The 18,222-nt window shown below is 59.9% G+C and carries 13 protein-coding genes and 1 tRNA gene; 4 read left to right on the top strand and 10 right to left on the bottom strand.

All coding sequences use genetic code 11. The features are described 5' to 3' along the window. Positions 1–205: 205 nt before the first annotated feature. Both ACVDG9_RS24665 and ACVDG9_RS24660 read right to left on the bottom strand, forming a co-directional pair. Positions 206–331, bottom strand: a complete 126-nt coding sequence (locus tag ACVDG9_RS24665; protein ID WP_447239237.1) for a hypothetical protein — start codon at positions 329–331, stop codon at positions 206–208. Between the two features lie 284 nt (positions 332–615). Then, positions 616–692, bottom strand: a tRNA-Arg gene (locus ACVDG9_RS24660). A gap of 382 nt (positions 693–1,074) precedes the next feature. Here ACVDG9_RS24660 and ACVDG9_RS24655 point away from each other — a divergent pair. Then, positions 1,075–1,974 carry a thermonuclease family protein gene (locus tag ACVDG9_RS24655; RefSeq protein WP_447239236.1) on the top strand — a complete coding sequence of 300 codons (900 nt, stop codon included), beginning with the start codon at positions 1,075–1,077 and terminating at the stop codon, positions 1,972–1,974. Further along, entirely contained in the window at positions 1,934–3,460 is a 1,527-nt protein-coding gene (locus ACVDG9_RS24650; protein WP_208992226.1) for a M48 family metalloprotease, read from the top strand. Before ACVDG9_RS24655 ends, ACVDG9_RS24650 begins: the two co-directional genes overlap by 41 nt. Before the next feature lie 111 nt (positions 3,461–3,571). Here the strand turns inward: ACVDG9_RS24650 and ACVDG9_RS24645 are convergent, their stop codons facing one another. The 5 genes from ACVDG9_RS24645 to ACVDG9_RS24625 all read right to left on the bottom strand — a co-directional run bounded on the left by ACVDG9_RS24645 (position 3,572) and on the right by ACVDG9_RS24625 (position 9,738). After that, positions 3,572–4,435 (bottom strand): RNA polymerase factor sigma-32, encoded by an 864-nt coding sequence (locus tag ACVDG9_RS24645; RefSeq protein WP_055660074.1) that lies wholly within the window; start codon positions 4,433–4,435, stop codon positions 3,572–3,574. Positions 4,436–4,625: 190 nt separating this feature from the next. Beyond that, complete coding sequence (locus ACVDG9_RS24640) at positions 4,626–5,210, bottom strand: CarD family transcriptional regulator (protein WP_023002626.1); 585 nt, start codon at positions 5,208–5,210, stop codon at positions 4,626–4,628. A gap of 456 nt (positions 5,211–5,666) precedes the next feature. Beyond that, on the bottom strand, positions 5,667–5,999 hold the full coding sequence (gene fdxA / locus ACVDG9_RS24635; protein WP_031270075.1) for a ferredoxin FdxA: 333 nt from the start codon (positions 5,997–5,999) through the stop codon (positions 5,667–5,669). A 215-nt stretch (positions 6,000–6,214) separates the two neighbouring features. Further along, entirely contained in the window at positions 6,215–6,616 is a 402-nt protein-coding gene (gene hslR, locus ACVDG9_RS24630; RefSeq protein WP_055660072.1) for an Hsp15 family ribosome-associated heat shock protein, read from the bottom strand. Next, a complete protein-coding gene (locus tag ACVDG9_RS24625; protein ID WP_447239235.1) occupies positions 6,616–9,738 on the bottom strand; it encodes a helicase-related protein in 3,123 nt (1,040 codons plus the stop codon). Before ACVDG9_RS24625 ends, hslR begins: the two co-directional genes overlap by 1 nt. A gap of 799 nt (positions 9,739–10,537) precedes the next feature. On the opposite strand from ACVDG9_RS24625, the gene pyc reads away from it, so the two are divergent. Further along, positions 10,538–13,978 (top strand): pyruvate carboxylase, encoded by a 3,441-nt coding sequence (gene pyc / locus ACVDG9_RS24620; RefSeq protein WP_075282210.1) that lies wholly within the window; start codon positions 10,538–10,540, stop codon positions 13,976–13,978. A 448-nt stretch (positions 13,979–14,426) separates the two neighbouring features. Here pyc and ACVDG9_RS24615 read toward each other — a convergent pair whose 3' ends face one another. The 3 genes from ACVDG9_RS24615 to ACVDG9_RS24605 form a co-directional block, all read right to left on the bottom strand. Continuing rightward, positions 14,427–15,044 (bottom strand): GNAT family N-acetyltransferase, encoded by a 618-nt coding sequence (locus tag ACVDG9_RS24615; RefSeq protein WP_447239234.1) that lies wholly within the window; start codon positions 15,042–15,044, stop codon positions 14,427–14,429. Positions 15,045–15,283: 239 nt separating this feature from the next. Beyond that, positions 15,284–16,039 carry a glutamine amidotransferase gene (locus ACVDG9_RS24610; protein ID WP_055660066.1) on the bottom strand — a complete coding sequence of 252 codons (756 nt, stop codon included), beginning with the start codon at positions 16,037–16,039 and terminating at the stop codon, positions 15,284–15,286. A gap of 94 nt (positions 16,040–16,133) precedes the next feature. Beyond that, positions 16,134–16,610 (bottom strand): tellurite resistance TerB family protein, encoded by a 477-nt coding sequence (locus tag ACVDG9_RS24605; RefSeq protein WP_447239233.1) that lies wholly within the window; start codon positions 16,608–16,610, stop codon positions 16,134–16,136. A 308-nt stretch (positions 16,611–16,918) separates the two neighbouring features. On the opposite strand from ACVDG9_RS24605, the gene ACVDG9_RS24600 reads away from it, so the two are divergent. After that, positions 16,919–18,181, top strand: a complete 1,263-nt coding sequence (locus ACVDG9_RS24600) for an imelysin family protein (RefSeq protein ID WP_447239232.1) — start codon at positions 16,919–16,921, stop codon at positions 18,179–18,181. The last annotated feature ends 41 nt before the right edge of the window (positions 18,182–18,222 follow it).

The raw sequence follows: 18,222 nt of genomic DNA, 5'->3' as shown, positions 1-18,222 counted from the left end.
TTGACGAATCACATATTATCTTGCTGGCGAATCGGAGGCAATAAAGCTTGTGGTTGCTTCGCTTGCTCCGTTTACATCACCCGAGCATTGTCGCAGGTGCCTCTGTGAGGAATGCACAGTGTGAAAGGGGAGAGGCATACTCGATTGATAGAGGGACGCGAGAAGCTATGCAAAATGCATCCCTTAGGAGGTTCATATGGAGTGATCAGTACTCGAGATCTTCATCGTCCTCAGGATCCCCCATGTGCTCCCCTGTGTCACACAGGTGCAGCAACTCCCGGCCAACATCCTCAGACTTCCTGCCGAGGTAGATCTGAAGGGCTCGTGCCATGATCTCCGGGTTATTTGCAGGCTTCGTTGAAATCGCCTTCACTATGTTATCCGCAAGGCGCTAGGCGCGTTCTTCAAGGTCACCTATAGTAAACTCGGAGCGTTCTGTTTCGATCATCGACGCCTCAGCAGGCTCAATGGCCTGCCAGTAGACCTCGCAGTCGCCAGCTTCCATACCGAGCCGAGCGCATCTTTAAGCGATGCGAGACATAATCACGCCCATCGGAAACAGGTTCCGTTTCGAGCATTCTGGATCTTCCAGATTTTTTGAAATGTTGAGAAAACTGGTGACCCCGGCGCGATTCGAACGCGCGACCCTCAGATTAGGAATCTGATGCTCTATCCTGCTGAGCTACGGGGCCTTTATGCGGTCGATTAGCATGATTTGACGTCCGTGGCGACCCCCGGCTGCAACAGACTGTAGCTGCCGATGGGGATTGTTTGTCGAGGAAGCCGGTGCGCGGCGAGGGGGACGCTGACGCACCTTGGGGCCGCTCCCGCGTTGTCCGGATTTTTACTGCCGTTTTACTGGCGTGTCTTGGACTTGCCTTATTCGCTGCTTAGCAGTTTGGATCATCGTGACCGCTTTCTCAGCCTTGCTCGATGCCATGCATGTTGTCGGGTGACGTGTGCCTTGCGCTGCCTGCTTGCAGGAGGCGCTCCGGAAAAGGGTCGCGTACCAAGGTGAAGGAAGCGGACGTGCCACAGCGGCGACAGAAAACGGGATGGAGAAAGGCCGGGCGGGTGACAACCCTGTGCACAGCAGCCGCGCCGTTGCTTGCCGGTTGTGCTGTCGTTCTGCTGACCCAGGCCGTTGCCGCTGACGAGCGCGCGCGGGTGGAGCACCCGGAAACACCCGTGGCTGCCGATGTTTGCGCCGGGGTGCGGGAACAGACCGTTCAGGTGACCTTCGACAGCAGTGAAGCCTTGTTCGTGTCCGCCGCCGGAGACCGCTTCCTTGCGAGCGATATCCAGATACCGATGCAGGCGTCAGGACAGGCGGGCGGCGAAGATGCCGGCCGGAACACCTTGCAAGCCTATCTGGAAAGTCGGCCTGATCTGGAGCTGACCGCAGTCGCGGCTGGACCGGAAAACCGCTGGGGGCTAACGCCCGGCTGGGTGTTCGTTTCGGATGATGGCCATTCCGCGCTTCTGCAGGAACAACTTTTGAAGGCAGGCGTTGCCATTTTTGCCCCGGGTCATGCCGGAGCTGAGTGCGCAGACGCCTTGCGGGCCGCGGAAACGCAGGCAAGCCTGGCACGAGCGGGCCTCTGGGGCGAGACATCGCCGCGTCTTGTCTATTCCGCAGCCGCGCCGAAGTCTTTCAGCGACGCTTCCGGGCACTATGTTATTGCAAGAGGACGTATTGTTTCCCTTGGAAAAACGCGCAGCACCCGTTATCTGAACTTCGGAAAATACTGGAAAACAGATTTCACGGTCACGCTGAAGGCTTCAGCTGAGGACGACGTCAACACGGCCCTCGGGCGATCCGGCTGGACGCTGGATGCCCTGGAAGGGCAGGTTGTCGAAATACGCGGCTCCGTCCAGGAAAGGGACGGACCGTCTATGGTGCTCCGCCATCCGGAGCAACTGGTGGTACTGAATGACAAAAGGGCAGGACGTGACGGCCAAAGCAGCAACTGATTTCCGTCAGCCGGCATGTTTGCCCGCACGGCGCGGCCTGCGCCGGACCTGGCTGCGCAACCTTGTTGCAGGCGGTTCCGCGCTTCTGGTGGCTTCCTGCCAGTTGCTTGGCGACGGACCGACCGTCGGCACGGTAACGCCCGGTACACTGCGCCCCAACCTAGCGGCTGATATCGGCGAGCGGGAGCATCCGCGCGTGGTGGCCACCTATGGCGGTGTCTACAAGGACGCCGGCGCGGAGCGGGCAGTTGCGAGCGTTGTCGGCCGGCTGGTGGCGGCATCGGAAGACCCCTCGCAGAGCTACAAGATCACCATTTTGAATTCGCCGGCCATCAACGCCTTCGCCTTGCCGGGCGGCTATCTTTATGTCACGCGCGGCCTCTTGGCCCTTGCCAACGACACGTCGGAAGTTGCCGCCGTGCTGGCGCACGAGATGGCGCATGTGACGGCGAACCACGCAATCAAGCGGCAGCAACGCGCTGAAGCCAAGCAGCTTGCCAACAAGATCCTGACCGACGTGGTGCAGGACAGCGAGGAAGCCCGCAAGGCGATCATCTCGTCGCAGCTTTCCTTTGCCCGCTTCAGCCAGGTGCAGGAGCTTGAAGCCGACGATATCGGTGTGAAGACCCTCGCAAGGGCCGGGTTCGACCCCTATGCCGCTGCACGGTTCCTGCGGTCCATGGCAGCCTTCGCCCGCTACCAGTCCGCCGACAAGTCGGGCTCGACCGCGCCAGACTTCCTGTCTTCCCACCCCTCCACGCCGGAGCGCTTGCAGATTGCCATCCGTGCGGCCCGTCAGATCGGTGCACCGGGCATCGGCGAACGTGACCGCACCCGCTATCTCAGCCAGATCGACGGCATGCTGTTCGGCGACGACCCGCTTGAAGGGTTCGTCCGTGGACGTTCCTTCCTGCACAAGGCGCTCGGCATCAGCTACACCGTGCCTTCCGGCTACATTCTGGAAAACACACCCGAAGCGGTTCTGGCCAGCAATGGCGACGGCACGGCGATCCGGTTCGACGGGGCAGATGTCAGCAGCTATTCCGGCCTGCGTGATTACATGAACTCCGGCTGGATCAACGGCCTGCTGCCCGAAAGCGTCCGCGAAACGACGATCAACGGCCTGCCGGCGGTCACCGGGGCGGCCATCACGCAGGGCTGGTCCTTCCGCATTGCAGTGATCCGGATCGGCAAAACAGGGTATCGCTTCATCTTTGCCAGCCGCTCGCCCAATGAAACGTTCGACCGGGATTTCCACCAGACGGTGGAAAGCTTCCAGCAGCTGTCGCCGACCGAGCGTGCCCGCCTGCGCTCGCTCCGGATCAAGGTCGTCACCTCCAAGCCGGGCGACACACCGCGGAAACTGGCGATCGGCATGAGCGGTGTCGAGCCTTCACGGCGGCTGGAATTCTTCTCCATCCTGAACGATCTGAACGCCGATCAGGCGATCCCGACAGGCACGGCGATCAAGCTGATCGTCGACTGACGGTTTTTCTCCCGGTTCGGCTCCGGCATTTGTCTGGCTGAAAACTGACGGAGCTCAAAAAAAGGCGGACCGGAAGGTCCGCCCGTCAGAGTTACTTGGAGGAGATAGAGGTCAGGTGCTGTAGGCGGCCCTGTCCGGCTGTGCTGCCAACAGGGCGGATTTCAGTTTTTCCATGGCCCGGCTTTCAATCTGCCGCACGCGTTCCTTGGAAATGCCGAGTTTCACGCCAAGCGATTCCAGCGTGGCGCCCTCTTCCGACAGGCGTCTTTCACGCACGATCTTCAATTCGCGCTCGCTGAGAACCTCCAGGGCGGAGGACAGCCAGCGACGCCGGCGTTCGGCATCGATGTTGACGGTCACGATCTCGTCCGGCAACGGGGCATCGGACACAAGGAAGTCCTGACGGTCCGCGCTGGAGCCTTCGCTGTCGGTCACAGGAGCGTTCAGGGAGGTGTCAGGGCCGGACAGCCGCGCATTCATGAGGGCGACATCGGACTGCTTGACGCCGATTGCGTCGGCGATCTTCTGGTGAAGCTCGCTGTCGGTCAGAGGAGTCTGATTGCCGGAGAGCTTGGCACGCAGGCGCCGAAGGTTGAAGAACAGGGCTTTCTGGGAGGAAGAGGTGCCACCGCGAACGATCGACCAGTTGCGCAGGATATAGTCCTGGATGGAAGCGCGGATCCACCACGTGGCATAGGTGGAAAAGCGCACTTCCCGTTCCGGTTCGAACCGGGCGGCAGCCTCCAGAAGACCGACGTGGCCCTCCTGGATCAGATCGCCAAGCGACAGCCCGAAGTTGCGGAAGCGTGAGGCAACAGCAATGACCAGGCGCATGTGCGAGAGCGACAATTTCTCAAGCGCTTTCTCATCCCGGTTATGTCGCCAGCGGATCGCAAGCTCCAGTTCCTCTTCGCGCGTGAGGTAGGGGGCTTTCATCGCGGCCCTTACCAGTTGACGTTTCTCGCTCTGGGACATGATCGACGCTCCGATATGTTATCGGGGGAAATACGTACCGAAGCGTAGGTTAGATCACTTATCGCTACCGTTGGGGCAGTTTTTGTGCACTTTCGCGTGAACAGCGCGCGAGGTGTTGGTGCCAAAACGAATAAGGGCCCGGATTTCTCCAGGCCCTCGTCGATTTTCGCGTTCGGAAAATCCGCTTGGATCAAGCGGCTTCTTCCTTGTCCTCGTCGTCTTCCGCTGCAGCTTCCTCAGCGGCTTTGATGCGGCTCGGAGATTTTGCCAGGTTCTGTTCGATCTGCTTGACCGCTTCGGTTTCGGAACATTTGTTCACTGCCGCGATTTCGCGGGCCATACGGTCGAGCGCAGCTTCGTAGAGCTGGCGTTCAGAGTAGGACTGTTCCGGCTGGTTTTCAGAGCGGAAAAGATCGCGAACCACTTCAGAGATCGCGATCAGGTCGCCGGAGTTGATCTTGGCTTCATATTCCTGAGCGCGGCGGCTCCACATCGTCCGCTTAACGCGCGGGCGGCCACGAACGGTCTCGAGAGCCTTCTTGACGGCCGCAGGGTCGCCAAGCTTGCGCATGCCGACGGAGGCAATCTTTGCCACCGGGACACGAAGGGTCATCTTGTCCTGTTCAAAAACGATAACGAGCAACTCCAAAGAGTGACCTGCAACGTTCTGCTCTTCAATGGCGGTAATCTGGCCGACGCCATGCGCCGGATAAACAATGTACTCGCCCGTCTTGAAACCTTGGCGCTGCGCGGTCTTTTTGGTGTTCGTTGCCATACTCGTATTCTCTCCTGCGCAGTTGGCGGTCCGGGTTCGGACCGATGACGGACCGCGGTGCGGTCCCCTGTTCTTGTGCGACACGAACCCCGCAGAGCGATCCGTAATGGAACGCCTGTTGATATGCGGCGTGTCAGGGCTGGTCAGTCGACGTTTTCCACTTTAGAACCTTGATCAGTCATATGAGCTGCCGGGAGCTTGATCTGTCCGGTTGTTGATACCCGGGACAGTTTTCAAAGACTCCGTTTTGGGGGTTGTTCTCGTGGTTGGCGACTATCTTCCATGTGTACCACACTTTTGTGGAAAATTAAAGTACTGAGCTTTAATGGTGCCAAAACACCACAAGGGCCCCGCCCGGTCGCCACGGGCAGGTACCTGAAAAAGATGGAAGAATCGCCGTTTTAAGCAGTTCTTGTTTGTCTTGCGGCAGTCTGCCGCACAAGCAGTTTTCGCGAATCAGGACGCAGGATTCGGCGAAAAATACTTTTCGAACTTGTTTTCCTTGCCGTCAAACTCTTCAGCGTCCGGCAACGGTTCTTTTTTCTCAGTGATGTTCGGCCACTTCTCAGAGTATTCGGCGTTGACCTCGATCCATTTCTCGAGGCCGGGCTCCGTGTCAGGCAAAATCGCCTCCGCCGGGCATTCCGGCTCGCAGACGCCGCAGTCGATACATTCGTCCGGATTGATGACGAGGAAATTCTCACCCTCGTAGAAACAGTCCACCGGGCAGACTTCAACACAGTCGGTGTATTTGCATTTGATGCAATTGTCCGTGACGACGTAGGTCATCGCTATCCTCATTCGGCGCCGGGCAGCCTGCAGCCGATTTGCGCAAGGCCCTGGCGGTCAGTTTCGTGCCGCTCTCGCAAAGAAGGCGCACGTATAACGTCTGGTGCAGATGTTGGGTATCGTTTTTGTCAAACGGGCGCAAGCGCTCTGGATGACGCAGTCCGGGCCTGAAAGAGAAAGTTTTTCTGTTTTCCGGGCTTTGTCAGGAAACAGCGTCAATCGCCGCCGCGGAACGCGTCGATTTTCCGCCGCTCGCGCTTGGTCGGGCGACCGGCACCAGCCTCGCGCTGTGCAGGCGCAGGTGGCGGCGGGGCATCCTTCGGCGGGGGCGGCGGCGACAGATCCTCGTAAAGCTTGCGGGCCTCTTCATAGGGACCGCGCCTGGTGCCCAGGGCAAGGATCTTGAGGACGAGGATACGGCGATCCAGGCCGATCGTCAGAACGTCGCCGGTTCGGACAGTCTTGCTGGCTGAATCGATCTTGTCCTTGTTCACCCGGACATGACCGGATGTCGCCAGCTTCTGGGCAAGAGAGCGGGATTTGGTGACCCTGGCGTACCAGAGCCACTTGTCGATGCGCAGGCTGCCGGCGGCAGCATTGTTTTCAGGCGCAGGAATTACTTCTTGTCCTTGCTGTCCATATTCGCCTTCAAGGCCATCAGGGCCGCGAAGGGCGAGTTCGGATCGATCGGCTTGTCCCTTGGGGCCTTGTCGCGGCGGTTGCCACCGTCAAAGCCCTTCTGGCCGCCATGCCCACCACGGCCGCGGCCTTCGCCTTTCGGTCCGCCCTTGCCGTGACGCTTCTCGCCCTGACCACCTTTGGCACCCTGACCTTGACCCTGGCCCCGGCGGTTGTCGCCGCCTCGGCGCTGGTCCTGACGGCCGCGTGGACGGCGGTCGTGCCGGCCCGGACGCCAGATCTCGATGGTCACTGTTTCCAGTTCGGTTTCACCCGCAGTGGCCTCAGCAGCAGCGGTTTCGCCTTCTGTCTGTGCATCCGGCGTTGCTTCCACAGCGGCGGTTTCAGCGGCTGCGCCTTCGGCAGATGCAGCAGCTTCGGCGGGGGCTTCCGCCGGTTCGGACACCGCTTCAGCTTCTGCAGTGACCGGTTCAGAAGCGGCTTCGGCGGTCACGGCTTCGGCCGTCTCTTCCGTAGCCGGTGCTTCCGTTGCGGTTGCTTCGGCGGGAGTGTCCGCTTCGGTCGCAGCAGTTTCCGCCACCGGCGCCTCTGCCGGTGCTTCCGTTGCCGGTTTGGCTGCTACAGGGCGCTGCACTTCCTTGGTCTCGGACCGGTAGCCGAGGGATTTCAGCACGGCGGAGAAGTCCTCGCCGGCACAGCCGAGCAGCGATGTCATGGCAACGGTAACGGTGAAGCCGCCTCCGGTTGCGACCGCACCTTCCGGCGGGCTGACTTCCGCATCAAGCGGCTTCCAGGCGATCAGCGGACGGATCAGGTCAGCCAGGCGTTCCAGAATGTCGACGCGAACGGCACGCGGGCCACAGACGCGGAAACCGACAACCTTGTAAAGCGCCTTGTCGATGGTTTCATCAACCGGGATGGACGTGCGGCCGGATGCAGACAGCTGTGGCAGCTCGGCCATGCCGTTCATGTCCAGCGAGCCGTGCTTCAAGGCCCAGAGCTGTGCCAGCAGCTGGCTCGGCGTAGGCTTCAGCAGGGCGGGCACGAACACGGTGTAGGCACCAAAGCGGATGCCGTGCTTGCGCAGGCTGGCGCGCATGTCCTGGTCGAGCTGGCGGATCTCGTCGGCAGCTTCCTGGCGTTCCAGAATCCCGAGGCCTTCAACGATGCGGAACGCGATGCCGCGGGCAAGACCTTCCAGGCCTTCGCCGGCCTTCAGGTCGACAAGCGGTTTCAGCAGCGTATCGATCTGTGCCTTGACCCACAGATCAAGCCGCGCTTGTACATTGTCGCGTGCCGGGCCGGTCAGATGTTCATCGGCCAGCAGCAGCACGACGGGCGTCAGTACCTCTTCTCCGGAGACGAGCTTGGCCACGGGTTCCCCGCGCCAGCGGATCACGGCTTCGGACGTCAGCACGAAATCGGAGTTCTCGGACTTGCCGAGCTTATCCGCACGGGATTCGATTTCGGTGGTCAGGGCCTTTTGGGCTGCGGCACGCACGGTCTTGCCGTCCGGTCCTTCAGCTGCCGCGTCAGGGGCAAACCGGAAGCCAAGCAGATTCCCGATGTGCTGACCTTCCACGAGCACATCGCCGCTCGATGTAATTTCCGCTTCCAGCATTGCGTTCTCTCTCAAACGTCGCATCAATACACTTGTACGCCGATCCACGAACCGCTGCGTCAGCCGCTCGTGAAGGGCGTCAGATAGTTTGTCTTCTATGTCGCGCGTCTCGCCCTGCCAGTGGGCCGGATCGGCCAGCCAGTCGGGACGGTTGGCGACATAGGTCCAGGTCCGGATATGTGCAATCCGGTTTGCGAGAGTGTCGATATCACCATCTGTCCGGTCTGCGAAGGCCAATTGACGCGAGAACCAGTCATCGGCAATCGCATTGTCCTGCATCAGGTGGGTGTAAATGGTGTTGAGCAACTCTGCGTGGTTCGCCGGGGCGATCTTACGATAGTCGGGGACCTGACACACGTCCCATAACAATTCGACCGCATTTCCGCCCTTTGCCATGCCGGATATTGCGGGATCGCGCAATAAATGTTCAAGAGCGGTGATGTCGTCGCCAATGGGTGCCCTCGCGAGACCCTCTTCGCGCGGCACCATGTCGAGGCTTGAGCGCAAGGCGTTTGCCGACGAAAAATCCAGCGCACTGTTGCGCCATTGCAGCACTTTCAGGCTGTCGAAGTGGTGGCTTTCGATCTGTTCGACCAGGTCGTCGTCCAACGGATCGACCCGTCCGGTCACGCCAAAGGTACCATCCTTGGTGTGGCGGCCAGCCCGTCCGGCGATCTGACCCATCTCCGAGGCGGTCAGCTGGCGGTACTGGTAGCCGTCATATTTGCGGTTACCTGCAAAGGCGATGTGATGGACATCGAGGTTCAGCCCCATGCCGATGGCGTCGGTCGCGACCAGGTGATCGACATCGCCGTTCTGGAACAGTTCCACCTGGGCGTTGCGCGTGCGCGGGCTCAGCGAGCCAAGCACCACGGCAGCCCCGCCGCGCTGGCGACGGATGAGCTCTGCAATGGAATAAACTTCGTCTGACGAGAAGGCGACGATGGCCGAACGGGCCGGCAGGCGCGAGACCTTCTTGGAGCCCGCATATTCCAGCACGGACATGCGCGGCCGCGTGACCACATTGATGCCCGGCAGCAGTTTTTCCAGCAGCGGGCGTGCGGTCGCCGCACCCAGCAGGAGCGTTTCGGATTGACCGCGAACATTCAGGATGCGGTCGGTGAAGACATGACCGCGATCGAGGTTGCCCGCCAGCTGCACTTCGTCGATGGCGACGAATTCCGTCTTCAGGTCCAGCGGCATGGCCTCAACCGTCGAGACCCAGAACCGCGGGTTCGTCGGGACGATCTTTTCTTCGCCGGTGACCAGCGCCACCGCTTCCGGACCCGCGCGGTCGGCAACGCGGTTATAGACTTCACGCGCGAGCAGGCGCAGCGGCAGCCCTATCAGCCCTGAAGGCTGGGCCAGCATGCGTTCAATGGCGAGGTGGGTCTTGCCGGTATTGGTCGGTCCGAGCACGGCCGTCACAGTGCGGGACCGGGCAGACGGCGGCAGCGGCAGGGTCTGGGGACGGGGCATGGGGAGGCTTGTGATCGGCTTTCTTCGGATCGGCGCAAACGGATGGCGCCTATATCTGGTGTCGCGTGTCTAGCACAGCCGGGGCGGGCATGTCCTTATTCTTTTGGCCAGCCGGTCAGGTTTTTGACGGTTGAAATATGTTGTGGAGAACGACTCTGGAACAAACCGAAACCGAATCGGCGACTCCGGACGATTCAGGATTTGTTCCCTACGACATGTGGTTTGCGAGGTGGGTGGAGCCACAAAATCCTGAATCTGGTCAAGAGGTTGAGTCGTTTTACGCGGTTGTGGCTGATTTGCTCCGAATCTCTGTCAATGATTAATTTTCCATAAACGCGTATCATCGCCGGAGGGAGAATGCCGTTTACCCGGGGACACAGGGTGAACGAATCTTGGACGAATCGCTGATTCATGAAGGTTGCGGATTTGTTCTCACAAGATCTAGTGGGTTTCCGGTAGAGCGGTGTCTACGCAGTTGGGCCGTCCGGAGGATGATTTTGTCTTGCCGACAGGAAAGTGTCCCGAAATGGTCAGCAGCCACGCAAGCCGGTTTTTGCGGTTTCGGCGCCTGTCCCGATCTGAAAATTGCTGCGCTGCACCTTTTTCAAAAAGTCCGGGAGGATCTGGGGTTCAATCGAATTAGTGTTCGTTTTCCTACAGTTACGGGCGCAGACGCAAAATTATTTTCCAAGTTAAAAAAAGGACATAGCTTCTGCCCCTTTTCAAGCGCCTCCGACCAAAGTAGAAATCTTGCCGAAACTGGCTTTTCGTTTTGCGTAAAATTAGGGGGAGAAGGCGTTTGGCGATAACAAAAATTCTCGTTGCTAACCGATCTGAAATCGCGATCCGGGTGTTCCGTGCCGCCAACGAGCTGGGCATGAAGACCGTTGCGATCTATGCCGAGCAGGACAAACTGGCATTGCACCGGTTCAAGTCCGACGAAGCGTATCAGGTCGGCAAGGGGCTCGGGCCGATCGAGGCGTACCTCTCCATCGACGAGATTATCCGCGTTGCCAAACTCTCCGGTGCAGACGCCATTCACCCCGGTTACGGCCTTCTGTCCGAAAGCCCGGAATTCGTGGATGCCTGCGAACAAGCCGGCATCACCTTCATTGGACCGAAGTCCGAAACCATGCGCCGCCTGGGCAACAAGGTGGCCGCGCGCAATCTGGCCATCGAGGCGGGTGTGCCGGTGATGCCGGCAACGGACCCGCTGCCGGACGACATGGACGAAATCAAGCGCCAGGCCGCCGAGATCGGCTACCCGGTCATGCTGAAGGCCTCCTGGGGCGGTGGTGGCCGCGGCATGCGCGTCATTCCGGACGAAGCAACCCTGGCCAAGGAAGTTCTGGCGGCCAAGCGCGAAGCCATGGCGGCATTCGGCAAGGACGAGATCTATCTGGAGAAACTGGTCCAGCGGGCGCGCCACGTCGAAGTTCAGATCCTGGGTGACGGCGAGAACGTGGTTCATCTGTTCGAGCGCGACTGTTCCATCCAGCGCCGCCACCAGAAGGTGGTCGAGCGCGCTCCGGCGCCGTATCTTTCGGCCGAAAAGCGGGCCGAACTCTGTGAATATGGTCTGAAGATCGGCCGGGCGGTGAATTACCGCGGCGCCGGCACGGTCGAGTTCCTGATGGATGCCGACACCGGTGCCATCTACTTCATTGAAGTGAACCCGCGCGTTCAGGTGGAACACACGGTGACGGAAGAGGTCACCGGTATCGACATCGTCCAGGCACAGATCAAGATCTGCGAAGGCGAGAAGATCGGCACGCCGGAAAGCGGCGTTCCCTCCCAGGACAAAATCCGTCTCAACGGCCACGCCCTGCAGTGCCGCATCACGACGGAAGATCCGGAGCAGAACTTCATTCCGGATTACGGGCGCATCACCGCCTATCGCGGAGCGACGGGCTTCGGCATCCGTCTGGACGGCGGCACGGCTTATTCCGGTGCGGTGATCACCCGTTTCTACGATCCGCTTCTTGAAAAGGTCACGGCGTGGGCCCCGACGGCGGAAGACGCCCGCAAGCGCATGGACCGCGCCCTGCGCGAATTCCGTATCCGCGGTGTGGCGACAAACCTGGTGTTCCTGGAGAACATCATCAGCCACGCCGACTTCAAGGCCAACAACTACACGACCCGTTTCATCGACGAGACGCCGGCCCTGTTCGAGCAGACCAAGCGTCAGGACCGCGCAACCAAGCTCCTGACCTATATCGCCGACGTTTCGGTGAACGGTCATCCGGAAACCAAGAGCCGTGCCCGTCCGCCGAAGGATGTGGCCGCGCCCGTCATCCCGAACTTCGGCGATGCCAAGCCCTCCGGCACACGCCAGTTGCTGGACGAATTGGGTCCGAAGGGTTTTGCCGACTGGATGAAGGACCAGAAGCGGACGCTGGTGACCGACACGACCATGCGCGATGCGCACCAGTCGTTGCTGGCAACCCGCATGCGGACCCACGATATCGTCAACATCGCGGATGCCTATGCAGCCGGTCTGCCGAGCCTGTTCTCGCTGGAATGCTGGGGTGGCGCGACCTTCGACGTTGCCATGCGCTTCCTGACCGAAAGCCCGTGGGAACGCCTGCACAAGATCCGCGAAAAGGCGCCGAATATCCTGTTGCAGATGCTGCTGCGCGGCTCCAACGGTGTCGGTTACACCAACTATCCGGACAATGTGGTCAAGTATTTCGTGGCGGAAGCCGCTGAAAACGGCATTGACCTCTTCCGCGTGTTCGACTGCCTCAACTGGGTGGAGAACATGCGTGTGTCCATGGACGCGGTCCAGGAAGCAGGCAAGCTGTGCGAAGGCGTGCTCTGCTATACCGGCGACATGCTGGACAGTGCGCGGCCGAAATACGACCTGAAATACTATGTCGGCCTTGCCAGGGAACTGGAAGCAGCCGGCGCACACATCCTGGGTCTCAAGGACATGGCCGGCCTGTTGAAGCCGGAAGCAGCCAAGGTCCTGATCCGGACGCTGAAACAGGAAGTCGGCTTGCCGATCCATTTCCACACGCACGATACGTCCGGCATCGCCGCGGCCACTGTTCTGGCAGCGGTCGAAGCGGGCGCCGACGCGGTGGATGCAGCCATGGACGCGCTGTCCGGCCTGACCTCCCAGCCGTGCCTTGGCTCCATCGTGGAAGCCCTGCGCGGTTCCGACCGTGATACCGGCCTCGATGCCAAGACGATCCGCCAGATCTCGTTCTACTGGGAAGCGGTGCGGACCCAATATCGTGCCTTCGAAAGCGACCTGCGCTTCGGGGCATCGGAAGTCTACCTGCACGAAATGCCGGGCGGGCAGTTCACCAACCTCAAGGAACAGGCCCGTTCGCTTGGCCTGGAAACCCGCTGGCACGAAGTGGCGCAGGCCTATGCCGACGTCAACATGATGTTTGGTGACATCGTCAAGGTGACCCCGTCTTCCAAGGTCGTCGGCGACATGGCGCTGATGATGGTCAGCCAGGGGCTGAGCGTGGCGGAGGTCGAGGATCCGGCTAAGGACGTCGCGTTCCCGGACAGCGTCGTCAAGATGCTGCACGGTGACCTCGGCCAGTCTCCGGGCGGATGGCCGGAAGCGCTTCAGAAGAAGGTTCTGAAGGGCGAAACCCCGATCACCGTGCGGCCGGGGTCGCTCCTGAAGGATGCCGATCTGGATGCGGAGCGAAAGACTGTTTCCGACAAGACCGGCCACGGCATCAGCAACACCGAGCTTGCCTCCTATCTGATGTACCCGAAAGTGTTCACCGACTTCGATAAGGCCCAGCAGCAATATGGTCCGACGTCCGTCCTGCCGACCCCGGTCTATTTCTACGGCCTGGAACCGGGTGACGAGATCTCCGTCGATCTGGAAGCCGGCAAGACGCTGGTGATCCGCTGCCAGGCGATTGGCGAGACCGACGAGAAGGGCGAGAAGAAGGTCTTCTTCGAGCTCAACGGCCAGCCGCGCAACGTCAAGGTTCCGGACCGCGCCCATGGCGCCACCGGAGCTGCCGCAATGCGCAAGGCCGAGGACGGCAACGCGGCGCATGTCGGAGCACCGATGCCGGGCGTCATTTCCACGGTGGCGATCACCGCCGGTCAGGATGTCACCGCCGGTGATGTGCTGGTCTCGATCGAAGCCATGAAAATGGAAACCGCGCTCCACGCCGAACGCGACGGCAAGGTCAAGGAAGTCCTGGTCTCACCGGGTTCGCAGATCGACGCCAAGGACCTTCTGGTGGTCTTCGAAAGCTAAGATGCTGGAGACAGCACCAATCAAAGGCCGTCCGGATCCATTCCGGGCGGCCTTTTTGTGTCCGCCTCACCCGTCATTCCGGACCAGCGCGGCGGAGCCGCGTGCAGATCCGGAAGCCGGATATCATTCGCGCTTCAAGCGCGTCTTTCTTCCAGCTTGAGGGTTCGCAGCGCTCATGCAGATGCGCTGGATTCCGGATCTGCGTGCAGCTTCGCTGCACTTGTCCGGAATGACGGTGGATGTGCCTCTCGATTGTCATCCCGGGCGAAGCGTAGCGCAGACCCGGGATCCAGTATTCCCGGGCAGATGCAAATTGCGTCGAGCCCTGTCTTTTTCTGGGGCACCGCCCGCGTCTCCTGTGGAAACGTGTGTGGGGTAACAAGAGACGATAGTCGAGTTTCTTCGAATGTTGTCCTAGGAGCTGCTCCGATTTTCGCTTGGCCAAGGGCTAGAGCTGTTTCGATAGTCCAACTTTTTCCATCTCTACCTTCAGGATCGGATCGAAGCTCATCTGCCGCCATTCTTCCCGATATCCTAGATGGCGGTACAGGCTAAAGGCGCGGCTGTTGAGCGCGGCAACCTGGATGTAGGCAACAGGGTGACCACGGTCGAGGATCTCTGTTTCAAGTGATCTGACCAAGGCTGTCCCAACACCGAGCCCCTCGAACGCAGGAGCGACCCAGATGTCGGAGATAGTGTCCTCGGCGTGTTCGCAGGCGCCGATGCCTGCAGGTTCGCCGTTGATTGTTCCGACGATCACCGCAGGCCCGAATGTTTTAAGAAAGGGAATAAATGGATTGTCAGCAAGGATCTCCTGACGGACTTTGTCCGGGACAAGAGGGGCAATGCCCTTCAGCCAGGCCTCCAGGCCAATACGAGCCAGGGTTTCTGTTTCTTCGGGCCTGGCGTTGTGAAGGTGAATTGCTGGACGGTCCAAAGCGTGTGTCACTCCCACTCCTGAATGATTGCCAGAAGCTTGCGGTTTCTGTTTCGCCGCATAGACAGCCTTATTCGCAAGAGTTGCGCAATCGGCGTCATTAAAAGATTGGGTGCTTGCGACACTCATTTCAAAAGCCGTTCGGGATTATTTGGGGCGACTTTTGTTACTCTTTCGTCTGTCACCGGAGGTGAGACGCGCAGGGGGTGGCGGTGACAATTGTTGCAGAATTCTAGGCGCCTGAACCCCCGCCACTGTCGTTCCGGATCTGCGCACGGCTTCGCCTTGCTTGTCCGGAATGACGGTGGAGGCAGTTCAGGGCCACGTTAAAGCAATGTCTTGCCGGGGTATCGGGTCTGATACGCCGGTTATTCCGCTGCCTTCAACATGCCGTGGCAAACCGGGGCGGCGGCCGTGCCGATCCAGAGGTCCAGAAAACGGTCGAGCCATTTCCGAACAGCGGGATCGTAAACGAAACGTCCGGCAAAATGGTCGCGGCGTTGCTGGGCGCCGGGCAGCTCCATGCGCGGGGCGCCCTTGGTCGTCCAGCGGACCATCATCTGGTGGGTCAGTTCCGGGTGAAACTGGATGCCGTAGGCGCAAGACCCGACGCGGATCGCCTGGTTCGGATAAGTCGGTCCGGAGGCCAGCAGATCGGCGCCGCGGGGCAGGTCGAACCCTTCCCGATGCCATTGATAGACCTTTTTCGGCCAGTCCATCAGGGATTTGCCTGCCTCGGTCGGCTGCAGCGGATAATAGCCGATCTCAACCAGGCTCTCATGATGGCCCGTGACTGTGCCGCCCATATGCTTGACCATCATCTGCGCACCAAGGCAGATGCCGAGAAAGGGTTTTTCCTCGGCAAGCGGAACACCGATCCAGTCGATTTCCTTTTGAATGAAGGCATCGGGATCGTTGGCGCTCATCGGGCCACCGAAAATGACGGCGCCGGCATGGTTTTCCATGGTGTCAGGGAGAAGGTCGCCGAACCGAGGCTTGCGGATGTCCAGCGCGAAGCCGCGCTTTACAAGCTCAAGGCCCACTCGTCCGGGCGAGGAATGCTCCTGATGCAGGACAATCAGGACTTTCGGTCGGTTCTTCACGGGATCGGACTGAAAAAGCATAGACTTAATATGAGGGAGGTCGGCACGAAAATCGAGTCCCGTTGCCACTTCATCCTGCATAAATACGCGTCCCGGCTGATTATCGCGTGGGCGATCAGTCCAGTTCGTCGGTCTCCGGGGCAGTCTGGGCAACCTTGTGGCGCAGGGTCATGCGATCGCGTGTCGAGACCCCGAGAAGTTCGGCAACCCGCCAGATTGTGTTGTCCTCGAACTCGTGCACGTGGCCGTCGGCATAGACGATTTCCCACATCATCTCGACGATCGCGAGGCGCTCTTCCTCGTCGGTTGTGCGCTTCAGCACCGATGTGAAGCCGTACAGATCGACCGCTTCCTCGTCGCGCTGCTTGGCGGCGGCGATCAGTTCGGTGGTTTCCTTGTCCGTCAGGTCATAGTGCTTGCGCAGGATTTCCCGCAGCTTCGTGCTTTCGCTTTCCTCGATCACGCCATCGATATCGATCAGGTGAAACAAGAGAGCCGCCGCAGCCAGGCGCTTGTCGTCTTCGGCGAAGGTCTTTTCTCCGCTGTCACCAAAGGTCAGCTCCCGAACAAAACTTTTCAGCGCATTGAGCATGTCTGTCGTTCCTGTTGCCTGGCCCCCCAAACAGGCCGGCTTTTATTGCTATACCATTCCCTCTTTACCATCAAAGGGTTGATGTCGGCTTTAAGACTTTGAGATGGGAATCAAATCCGGCATTTATAAGTCAACTTTTTGGAACTGTTCTAAACTATTGATTTTTTTGGAATTATAACTTGACTTCCTGCCTCATGAAATGGTTTCCCTCTCCCTGCGGCGCGTGTTTCCGCGCCACAAAATCATTCAGGTTTCGCCCAGAGACGGTCCACGCGCACTGCGGGCGACACATATTACGGGATGGATCAATGAATACTTTCAAGCTTGGCCTTCTGGCCGCTTCTGCCCTTTTCGTCACTCCGGCCCTGGCTGCAGCACCTTCCGACGTTCTGTCGACCTACGGCGACATCGCCCAGGCAAAATATGCGGACTCGCTCGCAACGGCCAAGACGCTCAAGACCGCGATCGACAAGCTCGTAGCTGAGCCGACCGAAGCAAACCTGGAAGCCGCGCGCGCCGCCTGGAAGGAAGCACGCGACCCTTACCAGCAGACAGAGGCGTACCGTTTCGGCAACGCCATTGTCGACGATTGGGAAGGCAAGGTGAATGCATGGCCGCTCGACGAAGGCCTGATCGACTATGTCGACGCGTCCTACGGTGATGAATCTGAAGAAAACGATCTCTACGTCGCCAACGTGATTGCAAATCCGACACTCAAGGTCGGTGGTGAAACCATAGATGCCACCGAAATCACGCCGACCCTGCTTGCAGACTCCCTGCAGGAAGCCGGCGAAGTGGAAACGAACGTTGCGACCGGCTACCACGCCATCGAATTCCTGCTGTGGGGTCAGGACCTCAACGGCACCGAAGCTGGTGCCGGCAACCGCCCTGCCACCGACTTTGATCCGGCAAACTGCACCGGTGGCAATTGCGAGCGCCGCATTCAGTATCTGCAGGCCGCAACCGATCTTCTGATTTCGGATCTTGAAGAAATGGCCAATGCCTGGGCTCCTGACGGGGCTGCGCGCGAAGAGCTGGCCGGCAAGGGCGAGGCCGGTGGTCTTGCTACCATCCTGACCGGCATGGGATCTCTTTCCTATGGCGAACTGGCCGGTGAGCGCATCAAGCTTGGCCTTATGCTGCATGATCCGGAAGAAGAGCATGACTGCTTCTCCGACAACACCCACATGTCGCACTACAACGACGTGGTCGGCATCCGGAACGTCTATTTCGGGTCGTACAAGAGCCCGGTCGGCAACGATGTTTCCGGTGCTTCCCTGGCCGATCTGGTGGCGGAAAAGGATCCGGCGCTGGCGGAAGAAATGAAGACGAAGCTCGACGCCACGCTGGCGGCTTTCGAAGCCATGAAGGCCCGGGCCGAAAGCGGCGAAGCCTACGACCAGATGATCGGCGAAGGCAATGACGAGGGCAACGCCGTCGTGCAGGCCGCTGTCGATGCGCTGGTTGACCAGACGGCTTCCATCGAGCGGGTCGTCAAGGTGCTTGAACTCGACGATATCGCGTTTGAAGGTTCCGACAGCCTGGACAACCCGGGCGCCGTTTTCGAATAATCGAACAGATCGTCAGGCGGCATCGGCCGCCTGACGGCTTG

The organism is Roseibium sp. RP-7 (assembly GCF_053005225.1).
This window is presented reverse-complemented; position numbering and strand designations above follow the sequence as displayed.